This window comes from Streptomyces sp. NBC_01294 (assembly GCF_035917235.1).
GTDB classification, from domain to species: Bacteria; Actinomycetota; Actinomycetes; order Streptomycetales; family Streptomycetaceae; genus Streptomyces; species Streptomyces caledonius.
Genome location: NZ_CP108423.1, coordinates 2,622,477 through 2,647,376, shown reverse-complemented (window position 1 = coordinate 2,647,376; position 24,900 = coordinate 2,622,477). Strand labels below are relative to the sequence as shown.

The window sequence follows — 24,900 nt, the reverse complement described above, 5'->3', positions numbered from 1 at the left end:
GGGGGACCTGACGGTCAACTGCGAGCACGTCGTGGTGGAGGCCCTGAAAGGGGGGAGCTGGGACGTCGCCGAGCTGCGGTGATCCTCGAGTGCTGCCTGGTTCAACCCTGCGGGGTGGTCGCCGGCGCTAGGCTGGCCGGGTGAACGCGCGTACCGCCCTGGCGAAATGGCTCGGCACCCTGGATGCCGAGCGACTCACCGCCCTGCTGGAAGAGCGGGATCTGCCGCTCGCCGCCGAGTACCGGCGGATCACCACACTCCGCGAACTGGCCGAACACCTGCTCACCGACGAGTCGGTGGGCCACGGCCTGATGGCGGGCACCGCGGGCGAACTGGAACTGCTGGCTTCCATCGCCGCCCTGGCGTTGGAGCGGCACGGACCCGTGGCCCGCGGCGAGGCCGAGGACGGGCCCCGTTATCCCTGGCAGCAGCACCGGCCCGTGGCGCCGGTGGAGCCCGCCGAACGGCTGGTGGCCGAGCGGGACGTACTGGCCTGGTTCGAGCCGGGGGCGGAGCGGCGGCGGGCGGAGCACACGCTCGCCCGACTGCGGGAGCGCGCGCTGTTGCTCCCCGCGCCCAAGGGGAAACTGGCGCTGCCGCCGCTGCTGCACGTCCGGGCCGCCGGATTCGACGGCTACGGGCGCACCGCCGACTGGCTGCTGACCTCCGCCTACAACGCCCCCGAGGTCAAGCGGATCGCCGCCACCCTCTTCGGCGAGGGCGCGGCCCGTACCCGCGACCAGGCGCAGGAGCTGATCACCACCGTGCTCGCCGACCCCGCCCTGGTGCGGCCTCTCGTGGCGGGTGCCCCGGCCCGGGCTCAGGAACTGCTGGACCACCTGGTGCCCGGCCCGCCGCTGCTGCGCACCCACTGCTTCGTCAGCCGGTACGGGGCGCAGTACGCGGCCCCGGACTCCAAGTACGTCTTCCGAGAGGGCGGCAGCGGCGACGAGGGCACCGACTGGCTGGCCGCACGCGGGCTGCTGGTCCCCGTCGGGCTCGACCTCGTGGAGCTTCCGTACGAGGTCGCCCGTGCGCTCCGCGATGAGGGCGCGGCACCCAGCCCCCGGCTTGAGGCGGAGCCGCTCACCGCCACCGCGCCCCTGCCGCCCGGCTGGGAGGGCGAGGGCGGAACGGCCGCCGCGGCGGCCGCCTGGCGGGTCGAACTGGTCCTGCGGGCGCTGGCCGCCCAGCCCGTCGCGATCCGCAAGGCGGGCGGGATCGCCGTACGGGACACCCGGCGGCTGGCCAAGGCGGCCGGGGCGGACGAGGCCGACACCCGGCTGTGGCTCGACCTCGCCGTGAATGCGGGGCTCGCCACACCACAGAACGAGGAGCCGGCCCCCGCCGCCCGGGGCCGGAACTCCAAGGCCCCCAAGCCCGCGGCCCGGCTGCTGCCCAGCGACCGCTACGACGCCTGGGCCGCCGCCCCGGCGGCGGGCAAGCTGCTGCCGCTGCTGGCTGCCTGGGTGGTGGTCCCCGAAGTCCTCAGCCACTGGCCGGACCCGGACGAGACCCCCGTCGCGCTGATCAGCCCGCAGGACGAGGAGGCGGTCACCCTGCGCACCGGGGTACTGCGGGCTCTCGCCACCCTCCCCGACGGACAGGGCCTCACCGGGGAGGCGCAGGGACATGCCGAACTCTTCGCTCTGGCCGCATGGTTCAGGCCAGCCCTGCGCGCCAACCTGGCCGGAGACGGCACCGGAACACTGACCGGTGCGGACGAACTACTCGACCGGCTGGCCGCCACCCTGGAGGAGGCGGCACTGCTCGGCGTGGTCGCCCACGGGGCGCTCACCCCCGTCGGCCGTGCCCTGTGCCGCCTGCTGGAGGCGGGGGCGGCCCACCACTACCCGGCCGTGCCGGGAGCGGGCGCCAACCCGGCCGCCCGCGGCTCCGAGGGCGTGGGCGAGGACCTCACCACCCGCCCCGCCCTGGCCCAGGCGGTGACCGCGCTGCGCGAGGCGCTGTACGCCACCCTGCCCGCACCCAGCGACACGGCGCGGTTCCAGAGCGACCTGACCGCCACCGTCACCGGCGCGCCCGCTCCCGTCCTCGCCGACCTGCTCTCCGCCGTAGGCGATATCGAATCCGAGGGCCACGCGGTGGTCTGGCGGATCACCGCGGCTTCCGTACGCCGGGCCCTGGACTCCGGCTGGAGTGCCGACGAACTCCTCGACCGCCTCACGGCCGCGAGCGAGCGCGGCACAATGCTGCCGCAGCCGCTGGCCTACACGATCAAGGACACCGCCCGTACCCACGGACAGCTCAAGGTCGTCCGCTCCGCCTGCTGCATCCGCTCGGACGATACCGCCCTGATCGCCGAGGTGGCCCAGGCCCGCGGCCTGGCCAAGCTCCGCCTGCGCCGGATCGCCCCCACGGTCCTGATCTCCACAGCCCCGCCGGAGGAGACGTTGTCAGCCCTCCGCACGGCCGGCTACGCCCCCACCCAAGAGGCCGAGACCGGCACCACCGTCCTCGACCGCGCCCCCACCGACCGCGCGCCGAGCCTCCTGCCCACCCTGGACCAGGCTCACCCCGTGTACGGCAAGCCGGTCCGCGGCGTCCCGGCGAGCGCCCGCGCGCTGGCCTGCGCACTCACCTCGGCCGGCTAGGACGCGTGGGTCAGACCTCGATGACGGTGACCCGACCGCCGCACAGCGCCGTCAGGCCTTCCGGAGCGGAGGTGAGCACGGTGACAGGGTCGGGCGAGTCGAGGGGCGGTGGCGCAGGGCATGGCATCGATGGCGTGTATTCGCGCGTCGCGCCCCGCTCGCCGTCCCGGATTCCGCCGATGGGAACGGGCGGCCGTGCCGCGTCGCTAGGCTGCCGGGATGAACACCGCCACGCCACTTCTCCTTGATATGGACTCGTTCCTCGCCCGGGCCGAAGAGCGAGGCACCCCGTTGGACGTGCGGGCGGCGGAGGCCGTCCTCGGTCTACTCGCGCTGGGCGAGGCACGCCGCCGGACCGGCCTGCCCGAGCCCACCGAGGAGCTGGCCGAGGAACTGCTGCACATCCTGCTCCCGCTGTACGTCAGCGCCACCGAGGAAGAACTGCCGGGCTTCGTGGCCGCGCTGGTTGCGCTCGTCGACCACACCCACGAGGCCGGCCGCCTCAATGCCAAGCGGCACGCGAAGCTCATGGCCCGGGTGCACGAGCTCGCCGAGGGCTTCACCCAGGCGATGACGAGCCCCCGCCGCCTCACCTGGCCGCGGCTGTACGGAAACCTGCTGCGCGCCGCGGGCGTGGACGCCACCGATCCCCGGGCTGTGCGCGACTGGCTGGAGGCGTTCGCCGCGACGCGCCCGCACCCCGAGCGGCACGCCGCGCTCGGCTTCGCCTCCTCCGCCTCCTCCTCTCCGAACGGACCGCTCGCCGAAGCGGCATACGTGGAGGCGCTGTGCGCGGAACGCTCCAGGCAGGCCCGTCCGCTGCTCGCCGCACGGCTGGAGGCCGTGGCGCTGGCCCAGCAGGTGCGGCCCCGCCCCGGAGAGGGCCTGCTGGTCGCCGATGCCCCCGTAGGCAAGCCGGACGACGAGAGGGACGACTGGTACGACGAGCAGGCGGGCGTGCTCGCCGATCGCTGGACCGCAGCCGGGCTCGACACCCTGCTACGCGGCCCCTTCGCGCACCTGGCACCGAGCGGTGGCAGCGCTGCCACCCCTCTCCTCGCCCTCGTCGAGGCCATGGCCGGCCAGCACCTGGAGATGTTTGGCGACGCCTTCGCGCCGCTGCCCCCGGCCCCGTTGCCGGCCTCCCCGGAGGAACAGGCCGCGCTGCTGCGTTCCGCCCCGTTGCCCCAGCTCCTGGCGCAAGCCGCCGCCGATCCGCAGGGCGCGGACGAGCGAACGCGCGAACTGGCGCTGGCGAGCGGGTTCCTGGTGCGGGAGCAGGGCGGCACGCCGAGCGCGGGGCCATCGGCCGAGGCCTGGCGTGAGGGTGGCCCCGCCGAGCTGACCGGACTGGCCCTGAACCTGCTCGGTGCCCTACTGGCGCAGCCAGCCGAGGAAGAGGAGACGGCCGAAGAGTACGAAGGCGAGCATCTGATCACCCTCTACCTCCTGTGCGAACAAGCGGGGATGGCGCAGTCCGTGGCCCGCATGGCAGCCCTGAACGACATGTGGTTCGTGCCGCCGGGCCATGAGAGCGACCCCGACACGTCCGTCCCGGCGACCGGAGACTACGAACTGCCCGACCCCCAGGCCCTGTCCGCGCTCCTGGGACTCCCGGCACTCACCGAGTCCGACCGTACGGATCTGATCCCGTCCGCTGCCCGCCTCGTGCGCCTGATGGACCGCCTGGCCGCTCTGGGCATGACCGAACGGGCCGGAGACGCACTCAGCCTCACCCCACTCGGCTCCGCCCTGCTCCGCGATGCCCTCCTGCTGGGCCTCGGAGGCGAAGCCGCCGATGTCTTCCCCACGCGGGAGCAGATGCTCGCCTGGGACGCGGAACGGCTCGTCGCGGCAGCCCAGTGGTGGCCGAAGCGGGCCGCCCGCCCGGCCGTCGGCGACTGGCTGGCCGCGCAGCGCACCGGCGGATGGACCCCTCTGTTCGCGGCGATCTCCGCCGCCTGCCCCGAGGACGAGCCCGCCAGGCGGCGAGCGCTGCTCGCCACTCTCGACGCGACGGCCGTACCCGACGAGGCCCTGTACGCACTGCTGGCCGACCCGGTCCTGGGCGGCTGGGCCGAACACACCCTGCACGCACGCGGCCAGGGGCCCGATGCCTCCGCCGTTCCGCTGTCGGCCCGCGCGGTGTACCTGGTCGACGCGCTCGAAGCCGTACGGAGCGCCGCATCCCTCGACCACCGCATGACGGCGGCTGCGAACGAGGAGGAGCCCGAGCTGTTCGCCGAGGTCCACGCCGCCTTCGACAAGGCCGCGGCAGCCTGGCCCGGCGGCGCCCCGGCCCTGCTCACCGCCCTCACGGCGTCGGACCCCTACGCGTCCGCCTTCCTGGCAGAGCAGCTCTCACACCACCCCGACCGCGCCACCGCCGAACAGGCCCGTCGCGCCTGGCGGGCCTTCGAGACCAGCGGTACGACCCGCTCCCCGGGCAGGAAGAAGCCCGCCAAGCGCGCGGGCGGGAAACGCAAGCGGCGCTGACCGACGTGAACACCGGGCCGGGGCCGCGCGGGGCCGGGGCCCGCGCCCGCCCGACTCCTGTCACCGGGCCGACCGGTCAGCGCACCTGCGTGACGAACGCCTGCCAGGCGCCGGCCCCGAACCCGATCACAGGCCCGGCGGGCCGCTTGCTGTCGCGGACGGGGACGATGCCGGGGACGTTGTCGGCGACCTCGACGCACTCACCCTGGCCGCCGCTGTAGCTACTGACGCGCCACGACGCTGCCGTGAGGTCGGGCATGGGGGAGGGGTCCTGAATCATGGTCTGTGCTCCTTGGCGATGCGACGGATCAACCCGAGCGATTCCGTGGGCGGCAACGCGGAGGTACGAGCGTCGTCGAAGAGCTCGCGATACCGGGCGACTTCGGATTCCTGTTCCATCCAGATGTTGCCCGTCGGGGTCTCCGTCAGCACCAGGTTTTGCGCTGCAACCCGTGGAAAGCTCATCAGCAGGTACGGGCCGAACATACCTGAGTGCGCCCCACGCGAGAACGGCAGTACCTGGACGGTGATGTTGGATTGTTCCCCCATGTCTGCCAGGTGCTCCAGCTGATCACGCATCACTGTCGGTCCACCCACCTGCTGGCGGAGCACCCCTTCGGCAAGGACGGCCCAGAGCTCCAACTGCCGCTCGCCGGCCAGCCTCTCCTGTCGAGCCAGGCGCACCTCAACGAACTGTTCGACCTCCTCGGCACTGTGCCACGCGCGTGAGGCGACGGTGACAGCTCGCCCGTATGCCGCGGTCTGGAGGAGCCCCGGTACAAGCTGGGCCTGAAAGGTCCTGATGCTGTCGCAGATGTCTTCCATCTCGATGTAGTCACGGTAGGCGTCAGCGAGAACCGATCCGTACTGATGCCACCAGCCCTCACGACGGCGACGATTGGCCCTCTGGGCCAGGGCGCCCAGCCGATCCCGGGTCTCGGCATCGGTCACCCCGTAGGCGTCCATGAGCGCTACGAGATCTGGTGTCCGGACTGGCACATGACCGTTCTCGATCCGGCTGATCTTGCCACCGGTGCAGTCGAGGGCCTTTGCCGCAGCGGCGGTGGTGAGACCCGCCGCCTCGCGTAGGCGCCGGAGTTCGTCGCCGAGCTGGCGACCGAGCACGGTGGAGGGTTTCACGTTCGGCATAAGTAACTCCCTACCAGAGCACCGCTCTTGGGACAGCAAATCTTCCCGATGGAGTGAACCTTGCGATTCTGCGGCATTCAATATTGCACGGATCGCATCCGGCGAGGCACGCTCAGCGGACGGGGTCGAACCCCGCTGAACGCAAGGCGACTTGATCAACAGCCATCAACCCTCAGGGGACTGCTGTGACCTCACTCAGCGAAGTTGTGTTCCGTCTTTCCCGCCGCCACCGCAGCGCGCCGAGGGCCCGCGCGGCACTGCACGCCCTACTCGGGGACTGGGGCGCGGGGGACGACCTCCTCCAGACCGCCGAACTAGTCCTCTCCGAGCTCGTGACCAACGCCCTGCGCGCACCCGCACCCAGCGACCGCCAAGTCGGCGTACGGATCGCGCACTCCTCGACGGACTGGCTGCTGCGCCTGGAGGTGAGCGACGCCGGGTCGGGCCGGCCGGAACTCAGGGACCCCGGCGCGGAAGACGAACGCGGCCGGGGGCTACGGCTCGTGGACGAGCTCAGCCACCGCTGGGGCGTCAGCGCACGCGCGGGCGGCATCGGCAAGACCGTCTGGTCCGAGCTGAAAGCCCCGGACCTCGTCCCCACCCCCTCATCGAGGGAGATCGCGGCGGTCACGGTCAGCCCCGGCCAACAGATCCGCGTCTGGGGTGCCTGGCGCGCGGTCCGCAGTGTACGGACGGCCCGCCACGCCACCGGCGGCCTGACCGTCGTCCTCGGCCTGGACGAGGGCCCGCCGCTGTGCCTGCCCGCTGCGGAACCGCTGGCCGTACGAGGGCTGCCGTAAGGTGAAACGCGCCGTACGAGTGCCGAGTGCGATGTACACCCAGGCCCCGCACTCACTTCCCGCAGGCAAGGAGGCGACACCGTGGCGGACCCGGTCCACCACCCCATCCCCGTCCGCCGCGGACACCTGCGCGACGCCGCCGAGCAGATCGAGCGGGTCACCGGCATGCGCGTGGAGATCATCGGGGGCACCCTCATGATGTCCCCGAGCCCGAGCGGCAAGCACGCCGGGACCGTCATCGACCTGCGCGACGCCATCCGTCCGAGCCTTGCCGCCGCGTACGAGGCCTACGAGAACGTGTCCGTCCCCATGCCGGACGATCCGGACGACTACGCGACCCCGGACCTGACCATCGGTCCCCGCGCTTTCAAGGAGGACGACGGCTGGCTCCTGGAGGCGGACGCGATCGCCCTCGCGGTAGAGGTCATCTCGCCCAGCGAGCGGCTGAGAGGGATCAACGAGAAGACCGCGTGGTACGCGGCAGCACGTGTCGTCCGTCTGTTGCAGATCGACCCCCGCACGGGCACGTGGTCCCTGTTCACCCGTCCGGGAGAAGGCGAGTACAAGGGCGTCGTCCACGGGAAGTACGGCGAACCGGTCCCGCTGCCCGACGACCTCGGCGGCGACCTGCCCACTTCGGGCCTTCCCCTGTACGGCACGCCGCCCGGCTCTTGAGACGCCGAGGGCGCCACGGGCAGCAGTCCACAGCGCCCTCGCCCATCCCAGAGGTCAGCCGAGAACCTTGGCGATCGCGAGAGCGATCCGCTCGATCCAGTCGATCGCGTCCGTCACGTCGGCGTCGGAGATGGGGCGGCGCCGCTTGAGGTCGCCGTCCAGCAGGTCCGCGTCATGGGCGATCTTGTTGCGACGGTCGGTGATCGAGATGTACTGCTTCTTGAGGGTCTGGTCGGTCATCCCCGTGCGGCCGTGGTTCCACTCGTTGAGCTGAACTGCGGCCTTGCCCCAGATGTTCTCCTCCGTGACCAGCTTCAGCGCCTCGCTGATCTTGCGCGGGTTCTGAAGGGAGGCGTTGGCCCACTTCGCCTTGACGTGCTCGGACACGGCGTCGGCGAGTGTGGTGGTGCCCCGCCGGACCTCCTCGACCTTCTCCAGCGGCAGCTCGAACTTCGTCAGCTGGTACGGCATGCCAGGACTGTCCGAGGCGGCGAGGTCGGCCACCCGGCGGTACAGCTCCTCGTGGAACCAGTGGTCGATGGCGCTGACCGCCTGCACCCACGCGGCACGGTAGAAGTCGCCGATGTCGAAGACAGGGGACTGGAAGGCGGCCAGGCTCTGGCCGGCGAGGACCATCTTCCGGGCGTACTCGATGTTGGTCTTGAATGCCTGGAACTCGCGCGTCTGTGGCTGCGGAACTGCCATGGGATGCCCCCGTCTCGCTGATTGATCGAGATCAAGACTTCCGGCGGGACGGGGGCGGGTCAACTCAGTTGCGGGTCAGGCGCCTTCGCCTGGCTGGATCTCGTCAGTATCGGCTGAGATCTCGCCACCGAGCGCCTCCGCGATCGCGGCGAACTCGCTGAGCGCGGCCTGCAAGTCCTCAACGATCTCCTGCGCGATCACCTCGGGCGGCAGCAGGCTGTCGGCGTCGTCGAGGGCCGGGTCCTTCATCCAGGTGATGTCGAGGTTCACCTTGTCGCGGGCGATGAGTTCGTCGTACTCGAAGCACTTGAAGCGCTCGCTTTCGACACGCTCGCTGCGGTCCTTGCCCGGTAGGTAGGCCTCGACGAACTCCTCCAGAGCAGCACGAGTCAGCGGGTGCTGCTTGAGGGTGAAGTGCTTGGCGGTGCGGAAGTCGTAGACCCAGAGCTTCGAGGTGTTGTGCGCGCCTCCGCTGCGGGGCGGCTTCTTCTCGAAGAAGAGGACGTTGGCCTTGACGCCGCCCGCGTAGAAGATGCCGGTGGGCAGACGAAGGATCGTGTGGAGGTCGAAGTCTTCGAGTAGGCGACGCCGGATCTTCTCGCCGGCCCCGCCTTCGAAGAGCACGTTGTCCGGGAGGACGACTGCCGCTCGGCCGTTCATCTCCATCAACGACATGATGTGCTGGAGGAAGTTGAGCTGCTTGTTGGTGGTGGTGGCGCGGAAGTCATCTCGGTCGTAGGAGATGTCCTGCTTGTCGGCCTTGCCGTCGGTGCCGACGATGGTGATCGCGGACTTCTTGCCGAAGGGCGGGTTGGCGAGGACGAGGGAAGCATGCTGCTTGGGCTGTTCGGCGAGCGCGTCCCCCTCAGTGATGAGGGATTTGCCGTCGGCGTCGCCGATGCCGTGGAGCAGCATGTTCATGGCGGCGAGGCGGGCGGTGCCGGTGACCAGCTCGTTGCCCCAGATCTTGCCGTCCCCAAGGGCGAGCCGCTCCTCGCGGGAGAGGTTCTGCATGTGGTGCTTGCGGATGTAGGCGTGCGCGGCGATGAGGAAGCCGGCGGTTCCGCAGGCGGGGTCGGTGATGGTGTCACCCGGCTGGGGCTGCATCACGTCGACCATGGCGTCGATGAGCGCGCGGGGCGTGAAGTACTGGCCGGCGCCGGTCTTGGTGTCCTCGGCGCCCTTGGCCAGCAGGCCCTCGTAGGCGTCGCCCTTGAGGTCGGTGCCCTGGATCGTCCAGTCTTCCTTGCCGATCAGCTCGACCACGAGCTTTTCGAGGAGGGCGGGCTCGGTGATCCGGTTCTGCGCCTTGGCGAAGATCCGGCCGAGGGTGGTACCGGGGCTCTTGCCGAGCTCGGCCAGAATCTCGCGGTAGTGGACTTCGAGCTCGATGCCCTTCTTGGAGGCGAGCGACTGCCAGTCGTACTTGGCGGGTACGACGGTCCGCGCTTCGGCCTCGGTGAAGGGATCGGAGGCGATCTCGTCGGCCATCTTGAGGAAGAGCAGGTAGGAGAGCTGCTCGACGTACTCGATGGTGGACAGGCCGTTGTCCCGGAGAACGTTGCAGTAGTTCCAGAGCTTCGCGACCAGGGTGTTGGTTTGTGCGTGCGCCAGGGCGGGGGATGCGGGGGTCACAGCGGAAGCTCCTGCTGAACGGCGGTGGCGGGGGAGGGGGTTGAGGCGGGTGCCGGGGGCGGCGCGGCTTCGGCCGCCTTACGCGGCCGGCGGGTGCCCCGCTTGGCCTTGCCGCCCTGTGCTTCGCGCTCGGCCCGCATACGGTCGAGCGCGGAAGAGGTGGGCTCGTCGGAGGTGTTCTGCGGGACGAGCCGCCCGGTGAAGGCGCGGTTCAACAAGGCTCCTCGCAGAACGGCGCTCCTGGCAGAAGAGAGCTTTACTGCTCTCGCGGCAGCCGCGATCGCCGTAGTCTGCTGCTGTACTTCCTCGACGATCTGCTTCTGAGTGGCGATTGGAGGTACAGCTACGGGCAGAGCCCGAATTGAACCAATGTTGACACCCTTGACAGCCACACCACGGGCATGTGCCTTCAGGTACCGCTGCGTGAAGCTGCTTTGAAGATAGAGTTGAAGATATTCAGGATCGATTCCTGGAAGCGGCGCGAGTCGAGCGACATCGCGGCTGACGTTGGCGCCCTTCAGGCCTGATGGGACGACAGCCGATCGATCGTACGAACCTCGCACGGCTAGGAGGACGTCACCTGGCTGGATCCGCGCACCCGCAAACTGTTCGTCAAGATCCTTGCTCGTCAGGTGCAGCTTCTTTTCGTGAAGCGAGCATCCCTTAAGGTCCTTTACTTCCACGTAGGGAACCGTGCCGTCGTGCTTTACCTTCGGCATCAGAATGCCGTAGCGAATGAGTCGGACCGGGTCAGTGAGGGCTTCCAGGCTGTAAACGGTCCAGCTGTCCGGGGATTGGGGGGTGTGGTCCAGGTTGGGTGCAGCAGGTTCCTTGTATTTCTTCACCTGCGTGGATTCCCAGAATTCGCGACGCTGCTTCAGGAAATCCGGAACAACATCGGCGGTTCCGGTGTTCAGTCTTCCTTCTGTGGCTGTGGTGTAGAGAGAGCGGCGCTGCAGTGGGATCAAGGCTTGTACGTGAGCGAGTGAAATTGATGCTGCGTCGAGGCGGGAAAGGTGGTCTTCGAGTGCCTCGACGATACGGTGCTGCTCGGCAAGCGGGGCGAGGGGAAGCCGGATGCTCTTGAGAGAGCTACCCGAGATGCCCGCTTGCCCAGCGGTCGTCTTCACGTGTTGCCGCAGCTGGGTCTGCGTTTCGGCCCAGGCCCATGCATAGCAGAGGAAGCGACTGTCGACCTCGGCAGGCAGAGCAACCCGGATGAGTTTGTCTGGATAGGCCACGACGGGGGCATGGTCAGGTACCCGAGCGCAGGCACCGACCAGCTTGATGTTCCCGTTGTATCGGGTGAACAAAAGGTCCCCGGGCTTAGCGATCCCGTCCTTCGCCTCAACCTCGTCCAACGACATGCCTGTGTAACGGAGATCGGATGTACTCAGCTGCATGGGGCGCACCGCGCTGATGCGAAGGATGGGTACCCCGTCAGGCTCAGTGCCGGGTCGCGAGACATAGATTCCGTTCTTCACGGAATTTGCCATGTCTCCCAGAGCGACCCAACTCCACCCCGTCGGAAGCTCGACGTTGTTCAACCCGCTCAAGCCAATTCTCGATTCAACTCACTCAACAGAGACCGGACGTCCCGCCCCGGGAAAGCGTGCTGGAAACCGCGCCCCCCGCCCTTCCCCTTGAAGGGCTCCGCGTTGAACTCCTTGGTACTGATGCCGACATCACTCGCCACCACGTCCCGTATGGACCGCAGCCACCACAGCTGCTCCTCCGAGAACTCCGCCCCGGCCTGGCTCTGCTTCAGCAGCCACGCCTCGAAGCGCTCCTCCACCGTCTCCCGGTACGGCCGCAGCTCCTCGTCCACGCCCAGCTCGTACCGGATCAGGGAGATCAGATCCGGGACGCCCGCCTCACGGCCGGGGGAGTGCGCCGCCGCGCCCAAGTCCTCGTAATACGTCCACAGGACCTTCGGGGTCCACGCGAAGTGCGGGCGGCGGATCTCCAGCGCCAGTTCCTGGAGCGCCGCGTACGTTTCCGCAGGCGAGACCGATCGCGGGCTCGTCAGGGCGATGCTGACCGCCGCGATGCGGTCGCGCTCCTCCTTCAGGAGCCGGCTCCAGCGGTCGACCTGCTCCTTCGCCCGCTCCTCGCGCGGGATCTTGTTCAGATCCGTCACCGCGACGGGCGTGAACTCGTCGAAGACGTAGTCCTTGTCCCGCCGGATCTCGATGATGTGCCGACGCAGCTCGGGCCGCTCCGTCAGCGGCGCGATCGCGTTCTCGATCAGCGCGCGCGCAGCCGCCTGGCCGCCCTCGTCCAGCGCGCGCTCCTGCCGGTCCGGGTCCACTGCTTTGACGATCGCCCCCGCGATCTCGGACAGCGTCTGCCCGCCCGCAGCCCGCGTCAGCTGGTCGCGCTCCTCCGTCGTCAGCTGCTGGTTCAGGCGCGCCAGCCGGCCCGCCAGGATCTCGGCCTCGTTCGCGCTGATGGACTTCGTACCGGCCTTGTCGAGCAACTTGGCCAGCGACACCTGGCGCTCACCCGCCGGAACCAGCGGGCGGGCGTCCACCAGCGGCGAGTCCGTCACGCCCACCGCGTCCACGAGCACGAAGCGGTCCTTGCGCACCGACGCGTCCGCGTCCGGCGTGACCTCCTGGAGCTCCGTCGCGTCGATGGTCCGGGCGCCGCGCCCCTTCATCTGCTCGAAGAGCACCGCGCTGCGCACCTCGCGCAGGAAGATGACACACTCCAGGGCCTTCACGTCCGTACCCGTCGCGATCATGTCGACGGTCACGGCGACCCGCATCCGGGGCGAGGTCCGCAGCGCGCGGATCAGCTCGTCCGGGTCCTCGCCAGCCTGGCGACTCTTGTACGTGATCTTCTTGGCGAAGTCGTCCCCACGCCCGAAGATCTCCTTGACCTGGGCCAGGACGTCCTCGGCGTGGTCCTCGCCGACCGCGAAGATCAGGGTCTTGGGGAGTTCGCTACGCCCTGGGAACCAGCGCTGCCAGTTGTCCCGATACGCCGTCAGGACCGCCCGGATCTCGTCCACCGTGACCACCGACCGGCCGATCTGCCCGATCGTGTACGTGAAGTCGTCGTCCAGCTCCTGGTAGCGCTGCCGCCGGGTCTTACGGTCCTTGATCCGTACCGTCGTACCCGACTCGATCTTCGCGCCGCCGTTCTCGCGCAGGTCGGTCCGCATCCGTACGACGTCGAAGTCGACGTTCACCCCGTCCGCGACCGCCTGCGGATAGGTGTACTCGGAGACCAGGTTGCGGCCGAAGAAGCCGAGGGTCTGGAGCGTGGGCGTGGCGGTCAGACCGACGAGATGCGCGTCGAAGTACTCCAGGACGCCCCGCCACAGGCCGTAGATCGACCGGTGGCACTCGTCCACGATGATCAGGTCGAAGGACTCGATCGGCACATCGGGGTTGTAGGAGACGTCGATCGGCAGGTCGGTCGCGTACGTGTCCTCGTACGCCTCGCTGTCCGCGGCCTCGTCCGCCTGCTCGTCCTCGGCGAGGGTTTCCCCGCGCAGGAGCGAGTACATCTTCTGGATCGTGCAGATGGTGACCGACGAGGTGTCCTGGAGTCCGGCGGCGCCCAGGCGGTCGACGTTGTAGATGTCGGAGAGCTTGCGGCCGTCGTCGGGCGTCGTGAACTTCCGGAACTCGTCGTACGCCTGCCTGCCCAGGTTGTTGCGGTCCACGAGGAACAGGACCCGGCGCGCCTTGGCGTGCTTGAGCAGTCGGTACGTCTGCGCCACGGCTGTGAAGGTCTTGCCCGCGCCCGTCGCCATCTGGATCAACGCCCGCGCGCGGTCCTCGCCCAGGGACTTCTCCAGACCGGTGATCGCGTCGATCTGGGCGAGGCGCAGGCCGTTGGCCTCCAGTACCGGCAGCTGACGCAGAGCCGCACGGAACGTGAGGGCGCCCGGTGTCTCCTCGGCACGCCGCATCCACGCGGCCACCGTCTCCGGCCGGTGGAACGAGAAGACCTCGCGGGAGCGGGCGTCGGGGTCGAGGCGGTTGATGAAGTACGTCTCGGTGCCGGTCGTCGCGTACCGGAACGCGAAGGGCTCCGCCTCGCGCCAGACCGCGAGGCGGTGCTCCTTCAGGACTCCGGACGCGTAACGGTCGTTCTGCTCGACGGCGCTGGACAGGTGGTCGCCCTCGCGCTTGGCCTCGACCACGCCCACGATGTGCCCGTCGACGTACAGGACGTAGTCCGCGCGGCCGGTCGCGAGGGTGAACTCGCGGACCGCCACGCCCTGACCCGCCTCCGGGTTGACCTGGTCGCGGTCCTGCACGACCCAGCCGGACGCGCGCAGCATCCCGTCGATGGCGTCGCGGGCCTGCACCTCATTGAGCGGGGCCGGCCGCTGCGCACGGTGGATGATCGCCTCGCGGCGCTTGGCGTCCACCTGCCGGGGCTGCTGACGGGCAGCCTCGTACTTCGTCTGCTGAGTGGTGCGCAGCTCATCGATCTGCGAGGTCAGCTGCTCGACGCGGGCCAGCAGCTCGCTCTTGTTCGCGTCGGCGCTGGCGATGAGGTGCTCGGCCTCGGCCCGCGCCTTGCGCTCGGCTTCGAGAGCGTCGCTGGACTCGGCGAGCCGGGTCCGGGCCTGGGTGAGGGCTTGACGGTGGCCGTCGAGGGCCTCCCGCAGCTCGGCCAGCTCGGCCGGGTCCGTGACCTGTGCGCTGTCACCGGGATCGGTGGGCGGTACGAACTCCGCGACCGTCCGCCGCCCCTCGATGGCGTCGTGGAACCAGAGGCCGAGTTTGTAGCAGACGCGTACGGCGGCCAGGGCCCGTGCCGTGTCGAACAGGTGGCTGTGCGCGGCCTTGTTCCGGTCGCGGCGCAGCCGGTCGAAGTCGTCACGGATCTCGGGGACGAGTACGCCGGCGCGCGTCAGCGCGGTCAGCCGGTCGACCTGCCGGTCGCCCTCGATCCGCATACCGATGCGGGTGATCAGCTCCTCGGCGAGGACCTCACCGAACTGGCCGGCCTGGACCAGGGACGAGTTCGGGTGAGTGAATACCGTGGCTTCCGCCGAAGCGCCGTAAAGAGAGAGCAGCGGCTGATGCTGGTAGAGGACCCCGAAGTTCGGTGATCCCTTCGCGAAGTCGCGGAGTCTGTCGTCCACGGTGTCGGTCCCCCCCGAATGCTGGTCTGCGGGTATCCATGGTGCGAAACACAAGAAGACCCTCCGAACAGTAATGACACTGTTTGGAGGGTCTCTTTGGCACTTCCTGCGAAGTGCCCCCGGCAGGATTCGAACCTGCGCACACGGCTCCGGAGGCCGTTGCTCTATCCCCTGAGCTACGGGGGCGCGTCGTTCGCTGTGCGGCGACGGGTTGAACACTACCAGCTTCCTCGGGGTGATCAGGAACCTGTTTCCGGGGGAGGAGGGGGTGGGTCGCCCGCAGGGGGTGGAAGTGGCAAAAACCCGGACGCGGGGGCTCGGCTCGACCTACTCTCGAGTTGTGCCAGGCGTCTCAGGCCGGGTGCTTGTTGTCGACGACAACAAGGTCATCCGGCAGCTGATCAAGGTCAATCTCGAGCTGGAGGGCTTCGAGGTCGTGACCGCGAACGATGGTGCCGAGTGTCTGGACGTCGTGCACCGTGTGGCTCCCGATGTGATCACCCTTGATGTGGTCATGCCCCGGCTGGACGGGTTCGGGGCCGCCGCGCAGTTGCGGGCCGATCCGCGGACCAGGGACGTGCCCCTGGCCATCGTCAGTGCCTGCACGCAGCAGGAGGTGGAGGCCGGGATCACGGCCGGGGTGGATGCCTTCCTCGCGAAGCCCTTCGAGCCCGCCGAGCTGGTACGGGTCGTGCGGCGGCTGGTCGAGCGCAAGGACCGGCGTGACGGGAGAAAAGGGGCGCCCGCCGGGAGGGGGAGGTGACACCCGCCCCCCGAGACGCTTGGCGCGCTCTGCACCCCCTTTGCCTTTGCGCGTGTGCCCGCCGCGCCTTCGTGCGCGTGTGCGCTGTTCACATGGCGAAACCCTTCGCGTGATGGCGGGGGGTCTCCCCTAGGCTGGTCCCGTGACCCCCGCAGACCTCTCCCGTTGCGTCGTACGCGCCGTGCGCTGCGCCGTCGAGGACGGGGAACTGTCAGGGGAAGGGGCCGTGCCGCAGCGTGTCGTCGTCGAGCGGACGCGGCCCGGTGGCGTGGGGGAGTACGCCACCCCCGTCGCCTTCCAGATCGCGAAGAGTGCCGGACGGCGCCCGGCCGAGGTCGCCGACGTGCTGGCCCGCCGACTGGCCGGCGAGCCCGGGATCGAGCGCGTCGAGATCACCGGCGCCGGGTTTTTGAATTTTGTGTTGGACCCCGCATCTGCTGTGCAGATTGTTTGTGCCGTGCGGGCCGGCCGCTACCCGCTCCGCGGCCTCGCCGCCGACGTCGCGGTGTCCGGCGAGCTGCGCGCGCGCCTCGTGCGGCAGGCCGTTGCGCGGATCGAGGCCGTTCAGGGGCTTCCCTCCCTCCCGTACATCCAGAACATCGCGCCCGTCGCCCAGCGGGACGGTGACGTCGTGGCGCGCTACGGGGCCGGTGCCGCGGCCTGGGCCGTGCTCACCGTCCCCGCGCGCGAGACCCCCGTGTTCCCCGACACCCTGCTCCTGCAGGGCGAGGCCAGTGAGTTCTTCCGGGTGCGGTACGCCCATGACCGCGCCTGCGCCCTCGTACGCAATGCCGCGCGGCTGGGCTTTCACCCGGAAGCGGGCGAGGTCGACGCGCCCGCGCTGCTGCGGGTCCTCGCCGACCACCCCCTCGTTCTCGAAGCCGCCGCGCACCACCGTGCGCCCGAGCGGCTCGTCCGGCATCTCGTGGAGCTCGCCGACGCGCTCCTCGACTTCCAGTACCGCGTACTGCCCCAGGGGGACGAGAAACCCTCGGCCGCCCACCGTGCCCGGCTGGCTCTTGCCGAAGCCGCCGGGACGGTGCTGGCCGGCGGCCTGTCCCTGCTCGGCATAGACGCACCGACACGCCTGTGACCTGCAAAGAGAGATACCGATGAGCCGTTCCGCGCACCCCGCCGGACCCCGCCACGCCGACGTCCTGCCCGAGGGGCACTACTCCCCGCCGGCAGCCGACCTGAACGTCCTGGACGAGAAGGTCTGGGCCCGGACCGTCACGCGCGACAGTGAGGGCGTCGTGAGCGTGGGCGGCATCGAAGTCACCAGGCTCGCCGAGGAGTTCGGAACGCCCGCGTACTTCCTGGACGAAGAGGACTTCCGGGCGCGGTGCCGGGCCTGGGCGCACGCCTTCGGCAAGGACGCCGATGTCTTCTACGCCGGGAAGGCGTTCCTCTCCAAGGCCGTCGTGAAGTGGCTGAAGGAAGAGGGGCTGAACGTCGACGTGTGCTCCGGCGGGGAGCTGGGTACCGCCCTCGCCGCCGGGATGCCCGCCGACCGGATCGCATTCCACGGCAACAACAAGTCCGAAGGCGAGATCCGCAGGGCCATCGAGGCCGGGGTCGGGCGCATCGTGCTCGACTCGTTCCAGGAGATCGCCCGCGTCGCGCACATCGCCCGTGAGCTGGGCGTGCGCCAGCCCGTCCAGATCCGCGTGACGGTCGGGGTGGAGGCGCACACCCACGAGTTCATCGCCACCGCCCACGAGGACCAGAAGTTCGGGATCGCCGTCGCGGACGGGTCCGCCGCCGAGGCCGTGCGGCGCGCGCTCGGGCACGACTCGCTGGAGCTGCTCGGCGTCCACTCCCACATCGGCTCGCAGATCTTCGACATGGCCGGCTTCGAGGTCTCCGCCAAGCGCGTCGTGCGGCTGCTGGCCGCCGTGCGCGACGAGCACGGCGTCGAGCTGCCCGAGATCGACCTCGGCGGCGGCCTCGGCATCGCCTACACCTCGAACGACGACCCCCGCGAGCCGCACGAGATCGCCAAGGCGCTCACCGAGATCGTGGCCCGGGAGTGCGAGGGCGCCGGGCTGCGCGCCCCCCGGATCTCCGTCGAGCCCGGCCGCGCCATCGTCGGCCCGACGGCGTTCACGCTGTACGAGGTGGGGACGATCAAGCCGCTGGAGGGCCTGCGGACCTACGTGAGCGTGGACGGCGGGATGTCCGACAACATCCGGACGGCCCTGTACGACGCCGAGTACTCCATCGCGCTCGTCTCCCGCACGTCCGACGCCGAGCCCATGCTCGTGCGCGTCGTCGGCAAGCACTGCGAGAGCGGTGACATCGTCGTGAAGGACGCGTTCCTGCCCGCCGACCTGGCGCCCGGCGACCTGCTCGCCGTCCCCGCCACCGGCGCGTACTGCCGTTCCATGGCCAGCAACTACAACCACGCGCTCCGCCCGCCCGTCGTCGCCGTGCGTGACGGACAGGCCCGAGTGATCGTCCGCCGCGAGACGGAGGAAGATCTCCTGCGCCTCGACGTCGGATGATGAAATAGGTGTCTCACTCAATGGACCGAGGATGGAAAGTGCTGTCCATTGAGTGAGACTGGTTCCACCCGGCGTGCAAACCGCGCGGCGGGTAACGATGGAAGATCGAAAGGCGTAGGTCGAATGATGCGTACGCGTCCGCTGAAGGTGGCGCTGCTGGGCTGTGGAGTGGTCGGCTCAGAAGTGGCTCGCATCATGACGACGCACGCCGACGACCTCACGCAGAGGATCGGCGCGCCCGTCGAGCTCGCCGGCGTGGCCGTGCGCCGCCCCTCCAAGGTGCGCGAGGGCATCGACCCGGCCCTGATCACCACTGATGCGACCGCCCTGCTCAAACGCGGCGACATCGACATCGCCATCGAGGTCATCGGCGGCATCGAGCCGGCCCGCGCCCTCATCACCACCGCCTTCGAGAACGGCATCTCCGTCGTCTCCGCGAACAAGGCGCTGCTCGCCCAGGACGGCGCCGCGCTGCACGCCGCCGCCGAGCAGCACGGGCTGGACCTCTACTACGAGGCCGCCGTCGCCGGCGCCATCCCGCTGGTCCGCCCGATGCGCGAGTCCCTCGCGGGCGACAAGATCAACCGGGTGATGGGCATCGTCAACGGCACGACGAACTTCATCCTCGACAAGATGGACTCCACCGGCGCCGGGTACCAGGAGGCGCTCGACGAGGCCACCGCCCTCGGGTACGCCGAGGCCGACCCGACCGCCGACGTCGAGGGCTACGACGCCGCCGCCAAGGCCGCGATCCTGGCCGGCATCGCCTTCCACACCCGCGTCCGCCTGGACGACGTGTACCGCGAGGGCATGACCGAGGTCAGCGCCGCCGACTTCGCCTCCGCCAAGCGGATGGGCTGCACCATCAAGCTCCTCGCCATCCTGGAGCGCGCCGCGGACGGCGAGTCCGTCACCGCCCGCGTGCACCCGGCGATGATCCCGCTCAGCCACCCGCTCTCCTCCGTCCGCGAGGCGTACAACGCCGTCTTCGTCGAGGCGGAGGCCGCCGGGCGGCTCATGTTCTACGGGCCCGGCGCGGGCGGCGCTCCGACCGCGTCCGCGGTCCTCGGCGACCTCGTCGCCGTCGCCCGCAACAAGCTCGCCGAGTCAACGGGGCCCGGTGAGTCGGCGTACACCCAGCTGCCGGTCAGCCCCATGGGCGACGTCGTCACCCGCTACCACATCAGCCTTGATGTGGCCGACAAGCCGGGCGTCCTCGCCCAGGTGGCGACGACCTTCGCGGAGCACGGGGTCTCGATCGACACCGTAAGGCAGCAAGGACGTCCTGACGGGGTCGGCAAAGAGGCCTCCCTCGTCGTCGTCACTCACCGCGCACCCGACGCCGCCCTCTCCGGGACCGTCGAGGCGCTGCGGAAGCTGGACACCGTCCACGGTGTCGCCAGCATCATGCGTGTTGAAGGGGAGTAAAGGACCCATGAGCAGCAATCGCACCCACCAGTGGCGCGGCATCATCGAGGAGTACCGGGACCGCCTGCCGGTGACGGACTCCACTCCCGTGGTCACGCTCCGCGAGGGCGGCACTCCCCTCGTCCCCGCGCAGGTGCTCTCCGAGCGCACCGGCTGCGAGGTGCACCTCAAGGTCGAGGGGGCCAACCCCACCGGGTCCTTCAAGGACCGCGGCATGACCATGGCGATCACCAGGGCCAAGGAGGAGGGCGCGAAGGCGGTCATCTGCGCCTCCACCGGCAACACTTCGGCCTCCGCCGCCGCGTACGCGGTGCGCGCCGGGATGGTCTGCGCGGTGCTGGTGCCCCGCGGCAAGATCGCCCTCGGCAAGATGGGCCAGGCCCTCGTGCACGGCGCCAAGATCCTGCAGGTGGACGGCAACTTCGACGACTGCCTGAACCTGGCTCGCGCGCTCTCCGACAACTACCCGGTGGCGCTGGTCAATTCGGTCAATCCGGTGCGCATCGAGGGCCAGAAGACGGCCGCGTTCGAGATCGTCGACGCGCTCGGCGACGCACCCGACATCCACGTGCTGCCCGTCGGCAACGCCGGCAACATCACCGCGTACTGGAGGGGCTTCAAGGAGTACAAGGCCGACGGCCTGGCCTCCCGTACGCCCCGCGTGTGGGGTTTCCAGGCCTCCGGCTCCGCGCCCATCGTGCGCGGCGAGGTCGTCAAGGAGCCGCACACCATCGCCACGGCGATCCGGATCGGCAACCCGGCCTCCTGGGACTACGCGCTGGCCGCACGCGACGAGTCGGGCGGCTTCATCGACGAGGTGACGGACCGCCAGATCCTCGCCGCCTACCGGCTGTTGGCCGCTCAGGAGGGCGTCTTCGTCGAGCCCGCCTCGGCCGCGTCCGTGGCCGGTCTGCTCAAGGCCGCCGAGCTGGGCCTGGTCGACCCGGGCCAGACGATCGTGTGCACCGTCACCGGCAACGGCCTGAAGGACCCCGACTGGGCGATCGCCGGCGCACCGCAGCCGGTCACCGTTCCGGTGGACGCCGAAGCCGCGGCCATCCGCCTCGGCCTGGTCTGACACCGCCTCGTTCCGGTCTGACCACCGCACCACCTGCGCGAGCCGGGTTCCGGAGGGATCCTGAAGGCCTCCCGAGGTCTTCCCGAGACCTCCGGAACCCGGCAACTCGCCCCGTACGGCCACAAAAATGCGGCTGAAGTCGGTCGAAGTCGGTCGAAGCCCGCGACACGCATCGTGCGCCTCCTGTGCGCCCTATGTCGCGAGAGAACCTTCCTTCGATACGCTGTACTTACATCCGCCACCGCGCATATGACTGCGGTGCTGCCCCGAGGGCCTTCGGGTGTCGTACGTTCTCCAGTACATTCGCAGCGAGCCAGCGAAGAGCAAAGATCTCGCACAGTCACAAGGAGTGTCATCGGACGATGGCCGGTCCAGCGTTCCGCGCCGCCGCCGTACGGGTGCGCGTCCCCGCCAGCAGTGCCAACCTCGGCCCGGGCTTCGATGCCCTCGGCCTGGCCCTGGGGCTCTACGACGACGTAGTCGTCCGGGTGGCCGACTCCGGCCTGAACATCGACATCGCGGGTGAGGGCGCCGACACCCTCCCGCGGGACGAGAGCCACCTGCTCGTACGCTCCATGCGCACCGCCTTCGACCTGCTCGGCGGACAGCCGCGCGGCCTCGAGGTCGTCTGCGCCAACCGCATCCCGCACGGCCGCGGCCTCGGGTCCTCCTCCGCCGCCATCTGCGCCGGCATCGTCGCCGCCCGCGCCGTGACCATAGGCGGCGAGGCCCGGCTCGACGACGCGGCGCTGCTGGAGCTCGCCACCGAGATCGAGGGCCACCCCGACAACGTCGCCGCCTGTCTGCTCGGCGGCTTCACCCTCGCCTGGATGGACGGGGGCAGCGCCAAGGCCATCCGGATGGAGCCTGCCGAATCCATCGTTCCGGTGGTCTTCGTACCGTCCAGGCCGGTCCTGACGGAGACCGCGCGCGGCCTGCTGCCGCGCAGCGTCCCGCACGTGGACGCGGCCGTCAACGCGGGCCGTGCGGGCCTGCTCGTGGAAGCCCTGACCAGGCGTCCCGAGTTCCTGCTGCCGGCGACCGAAGACCGGCTCCACCAGGAGTACCGGTCCCCGGCGATGCCCGAGAGCGTGGCACTCGTCAACCGGCTGCGGGCGGACGGCATCCCCGCGGTCATCTCCGGCGCGGGCCCGACGGTCCTTGCGCTGGTCGACAACGACGCGGCCGACAAGGTCGCGCAGCTCGCGGGCGAGGGGTGGGCGGCCAACCGGCTCGCACTCGACGCCGCGGGCGCGAGCGTCCTTCCGCTGGGCACCCAGGGCGGCTAGTCCGCCGCTTCGGATGCACAGCCGGCCACGGGGCGGGCGGCCAGGGCAGGCCGCCCGCGCGGAAGGGTGCGATTGCCGGTGATTGAGAGGGGGAATAACTATTGGATCCGGTAGTGTTAGTCTCAAGTGCGCATCGGAAGCCGCCATGGCTCGGTGCTCAGTGTCCCCATTCGGGACCACATTTCTTCCGGGAGCCTCCCCGACTGCTTTGATCACTTCCAGCAGTTATGAGCACGCTCCGGAATCGGCGTGACATTCCCACGCTTTCAGCTCGGGGGCTTCTCGCCGGAACCACCCATGCACGTTTCTCTCCGCCGTATCTATCGGCGGACCACCGCCCCGGCACGGTCCACACCTAGGACTGTTGTCGGACAGCACAACCGGTCGCCGAGCCAGACAGGCCGACGTCCGCTCCAGGGAAGGACCCTTCGTGAGCGACACCACCGATCTGATGGGCGCTGCCGACACCTCTGTCGACACCAGTGCCCCCGCCGCGGGCGCCGCCCCCAAGCGTCGACGCACCGGCACCGGCCTTGACGGCATGGTCCTGGCCGAGCTGCAGCAGGTCGCGTCGGGCCTCGGGATCAGGGGCACTGCGCGCATGCGCAAGAGCCAGCTGATCGAGGTCATCAAGGAGGCGCAGGCGGGCAGCAGCGCCCCCAAGGCCGCGGCCTCCGCCGCCGCTGACACCGCCGAGGCCAAGCCGAAGCGCCGTGCCACCAGCAAGGCCCGCACGGGTGAGGCCGCCGCAGAGGCGCCCGCCGAGAAGCCTGCCGCGCAGGCGCAGATCGAGATCCCGGGCCAGCCGGCCAGCGACGACGCCCCGGTCGGCGAGCGCCGCCGCCGTCGGGCCACGGCCCCCTCCGGCAGCCCGGAGACCTCGGCCCCCGTCGCCGTGCAGGTCGAGCAGAAGACCGAGACCGTACCCGCCGCCACCGCGCCCTCCGAGGCCAAGGCCGAAGCCGCCACCGCGGTCTCCGCCGGCCAGGCGCAGGGCCAGGACGGCGAGGGCCGCGGCCGTCGCGATCGCCGCGACCGCGGTGACCGCGGTGACCGCGCCGAGCGCGGCGACCGACAGCGCGACCGCCGCGACCGCGGCGCCAAGGCCGACGACCAGGGCCAGGGCGGCCAGGGCCAGGGTGGCCAGGCTCCCGGCCAGGGTGCGCAGGGTGGCCAGGGCGGCGGCCGTCAGGACCGCGCCGACCGCCAGCAGCAGGGCGGTCGCGGCCAGGGCCAGGGCCAGGGCCAGGGCCAGGGCCAGGGTCAGCAGGGCCGTCAGGACCGCCAGGACACCGGTCCCCAGGACGACTTCGACGGTGAGGACGGCCGCCGTGGCCGCCGTGGCCGCTACCGCGACCGCCGTGGCCGTCGTGGCCGCGACGAGTTCGCGCCGGCCGAGCCGCAGGTCGCCGACGACGACGTCCTGATCCCCGTCGCGGGCATCCTCGACATCCTCGACAACTACGCGTTCATCCGGACCTCGGGCTACCTGCCCGGCCCCAACGACGTGTACGTCTCCCTCGCCCAGGTCCGCAAGGCCGGGCTGCGCAAGGGCGACCACACCACCGGTGCCGTGCGCCAGCCCAAGGACGGCGAGCGCCGCGAGAAGTTCAACGCCCTTGTGCGTCTGGACTCGGTGAACGGCATGGCGCCCGAATCGGGCCGCGGCCGACCGGAGTTCCAGAAGCTGACCCCGCTCTACCCGCAGGACCGGCTCCGCCTGGAGACCGACCCGGGCGTGCTGACGACCCGCATCATCGACCTCGTGTCGCCGATCGGCAAGGGCCAGCGAGGCCTGATCGTGGCCCCGCCGAAGACCGGCAAGACCATGATCATGCAGGCGATCGCCAACGCGATCACCGTCAACAACCCCGAGTGCCACCTGATGGTCGTCCTGGTCGACGAGCGTCCGGAAGAGGTCACCGACATGCAGCGGTCGGTCAAGGGCGAGGTCATCTCCTCGACCTTCGACCGCCCGGCCGAGGACCACACCACCGTCGCCGAGCTGGCCATCGAGCGCGCCAAGCGTCTCGTCGAGCTGGGTCACGACGTGGTCGTCCTGCTGGACTCCATCACCCGTCTGGGCCGCGCGTACAACCTCTCGGCCCCCGCCTCCGGCCGCATCCTGTCCGGTGGTGTCGACTCGACCGCGCTGTACCCGCCGAAGCGCTTCTTCGGTGCCGCGCGCAACATCGAGGACGGCGGCTCGCTGACCATCCTGGCCACCGCGCTGGTCGACACCGGCTCGCGCATGGACGAGGTGATCTTCGAGGAGTTCAAGGGCACCGGCAACATGGAGCTCAAGCTCGACCGGAAGCTCGCCGACAAGCGCATCTTCCCGGCCGTCGACGTCGACCCGTCGGGCACCCGCAAGGAGGAGATCCTCCTCAACGCGGAGGAGCTCGCCATCGTCTGGAAGCTGCGCCGGGTGCTGCACGCGCTCGACTCGCAGCAGGCGATCGAGCTGCTGCTCGACAAGATGAAGCAGACGAAGTCGAACGCCGAGTTCCTGATGCAGATCGCGAAGACGACCCCGTCGGGCAAGAACGACGACTGAGGTCGGACCACGGCATCACCACGGCAGCCCCCGTCGCACCCGCGGCGGGGGCTGCCGTGCGTCTGAGAGGGCGTCGGCGTGCGCCTGTGCCCG

The 24,900-nt window shown here is 70.1% G+C and carries 17 protein-coding genes and 1 tRNA gene; 11 read left to right on the top strand and 7 right to left on the bottom strand.

The features are described from left to right. Nucleotides 1–140: 140 nt before the first annotated feature. Nucleotides 141–2,615: a helicase-associated domain-containing protein gene (locus OG534_RS11625; protein WP_326588010.1), complete on the top strand. Its 2,475-nt coding sequence runs from the start codon at nucleotides 141–143 to the stop codon at nucleotides 2,613–2,615. Nucleotides 2,616–2,834: 219 nt separating this feature from the next. Beyond that, nucleotides 2,835–5,111, top strand: a complete 2,277-nt coding sequence (locus OG534_RS11620) for a hypothetical protein (RefSeq protein ID WP_326588009.1) — start codon at nucleotides 2,835–2,837, stop codon at nucleotides 5,109–5,111. Nucleotides 5,112–5,187: 76 nt separating this feature from the next. Here the strand turns inward: OG534_RS11620 and OG534_RS11615 are convergent, their stop codons facing one another. Then, entirely contained in the window at nucleotides 5,188–5,391 is a 204-nt protein-coding gene (locus OG534_RS11615; RefSeq protein ID WP_326588008.1) for a DUF397 domain-containing protein, read from the bottom strand. Beyond that, a complete protein-coding gene (locus OG534_RS11610; protein ID WP_326588007.1) occupies nucleotides 5,388–6,260 on the bottom strand; it encodes a helix-turn-helix domain-containing protein in 873 nt (290 codons plus the stop codon). The genes OG534_RS11615 and OG534_RS11610 overlap by 4 nt, the downstream gene beginning before the upstream one ends. Before the next feature lie 185 nt (nucleotides 6,261–6,445). On the opposite strand from OG534_RS11610, the gene OG534_RS11605 reads away from it, so the two are divergent. Both OG534_RS11605 and OG534_RS11600 read left to right on the top strand, forming a co-directional pair. Further along, a complete protein-coding gene (locus tag OG534_RS11605; RefSeq protein WP_326588006.1) occupies nucleotides 6,446–7,060 on the top strand; it encodes an ATP-binding protein in 615 nt (204 codons plus the stop codon). A gap of 81 nt (nucleotides 7,061–7,141) precedes the next feature. Next, on the top strand, nucleotides 7,142–7,735 hold the full coding sequence (locus tag OG534_RS11600; protein WP_326588005.1) for a Uma2 family endonuclease: 594 nt from the start codon (nucleotides 7,142–7,144) through the stop codon (nucleotides 7,733–7,735). 54 nt (nucleotides 7,736–7,789) lie between these two features. Here the strand turns inward: OG534_RS11600 and OG534_RS11595 are convergent, their stop codons facing one another. From OG534_RS11595 to OG534_RS11575, 5 genes are all read right to left on the bottom strand, one after another. Next, nucleotides 7,790–8,440, bottom strand: a complete 651-nt coding sequence (locus OG534_RS11595; RefSeq protein ID WP_326588004.1) for a hypothetical protein — start codon at nucleotides 8,438–8,440, stop codon at nucleotides 7,790–7,792. Between the two features lie 75 nt (nucleotides 8,441–8,515). Then, entirely contained in the window at nucleotides 8,516–10,075 is a 1,560-nt protein-coding gene (locus OG534_RS11590) for a type I restriction-modification system subunit M (RefSeq protein WP_326588003.1), read from the bottom strand. Beyond that, nucleotides 10,072–11,622 (bottom strand): restriction endonuclease subunit S, encoded by a 1,551-nt coding sequence (locus OG534_RS11585; protein ID WP_326588002.1) that lies wholly within the window; start codon nucleotides 11,620–11,622, stop codon nucleotides 10,072–10,074. The genes OG534_RS11590 and OG534_RS11585 overlap by 4 nt, the downstream gene beginning before the upstream one ends. A gap of 5 nt (nucleotides 11,623–11,627) precedes the next feature. Next, nucleotides 11,628–15,188 carry a DEAD/DEAH box helicase family protein gene (locus tag OG534_RS11580; protein ID WP_326588001.1) on the bottom strand — a complete coding sequence of 1,187 codons (3,561 nt, stop codon included), beginning with the start codon at nucleotides 15,186–15,188 and terminating at the stop codon, nucleotides 11,628–11,630. A 114-nt stretch (nucleotides 15,189–15,302) separates the two neighbouring features. Continuing rightward, a tRNA-Arg gene (locus OG534_RS11575) sits at nucleotides 15,303–15,374 on the bottom strand. An 82-nt stretch (nucleotides 15,375–15,456) separates the two neighbouring features. On the opposite strand from OG534_RS11575, the gene OG534_RS11570 reads away from it, so the two are divergent. The 7 genes from OG534_RS11570 to rho all read left to right on the top strand — a co-directional run bounded on the left by OG534_RS11570 (nucleotide 15,457) and on the right by rho (nucleotide 24,807). Then, the gene (locus OG534_RS11570; protein ID WP_326593560.1) at nucleotides 15,457–15,951 is read left to right on the top strand and encodes a response regulator; all 495 of its coding nucleotides are present in this window, start codon (nucleotides 15,457–15,459) and stop codon (nucleotides 15,949–15,951) included. A gap of 142 nt (nucleotides 15,952–16,093) precedes the next feature. After that, complete coding sequence (gene nrtL, locus OG534_RS11565; protein ID WP_326588000.1) at nucleotides 16,094–17,044, top strand: ArgS-related anticodon-binding protein NrtL; 951 nt, start codon at nucleotides 16,094–16,096, stop codon at nucleotides 17,042–17,044. 19 nt (nucleotides 17,045–17,063) lie between these two features. Then, nucleotides 17,064–18,455, top strand: a complete 1,392-nt coding sequence (gene lysA, locus OG534_RS11560) for a diaminopimelate decarboxylase (protein ID WP_326587999.1) — start codon at nucleotides 17,064–17,066, stop codon at nucleotides 18,453–18,455. Nucleotides 18,456–18,578: 123 nt separating this feature from the next. Then, nucleotides 18,579–19,883, top strand: coding sequence for a homoserine dehydrogenase (locus OG534_RS11555; RefSeq protein WP_326587998.1), 1,305 nt, complete (start codon nucleotides 18,579–18,581; stop codon nucleotides 19,881–19,883). A 7-nt stretch (nucleotides 19,884–19,890) separates the two neighbouring features. Then, on the top strand, nucleotides 19,891–20,961 hold the full coding sequence (gene thrC / locus OG534_RS11550) for a threonine synthase (protein ID WP_326587997.1): 1,071 nt from the start codon (nucleotides 19,891–19,893) through the stop codon (nucleotides 20,959–20,961). Between the two features lie 362 nt (nucleotides 20,962–21,323). Beyond that, a complete protein-coding gene (gene thrB, locus OG534_RS11545; protein ID WP_326587996.1) occupies nucleotides 21,324–22,250 on the top strand; it encodes a homoserine kinase in 927 nt (308 codons plus the stop codon). A 430-nt stretch (nucleotides 22,251–22,680) separates the two neighbouring features. Then, nucleotides 22,681–24,807 carry a transcription termination factor Rho gene (rho, locus tag OG534_RS11540; RefSeq protein WP_326587995.1) on the top strand — a complete coding sequence of 709 codons (2,127 nt, stop codon included), beginning with the start codon at nucleotides 22,681–22,683 and terminating at the stop codon, nucleotides 24,805–24,807. Nucleotides 24,808–24,900: the final 93 nt, after the last annotated feature.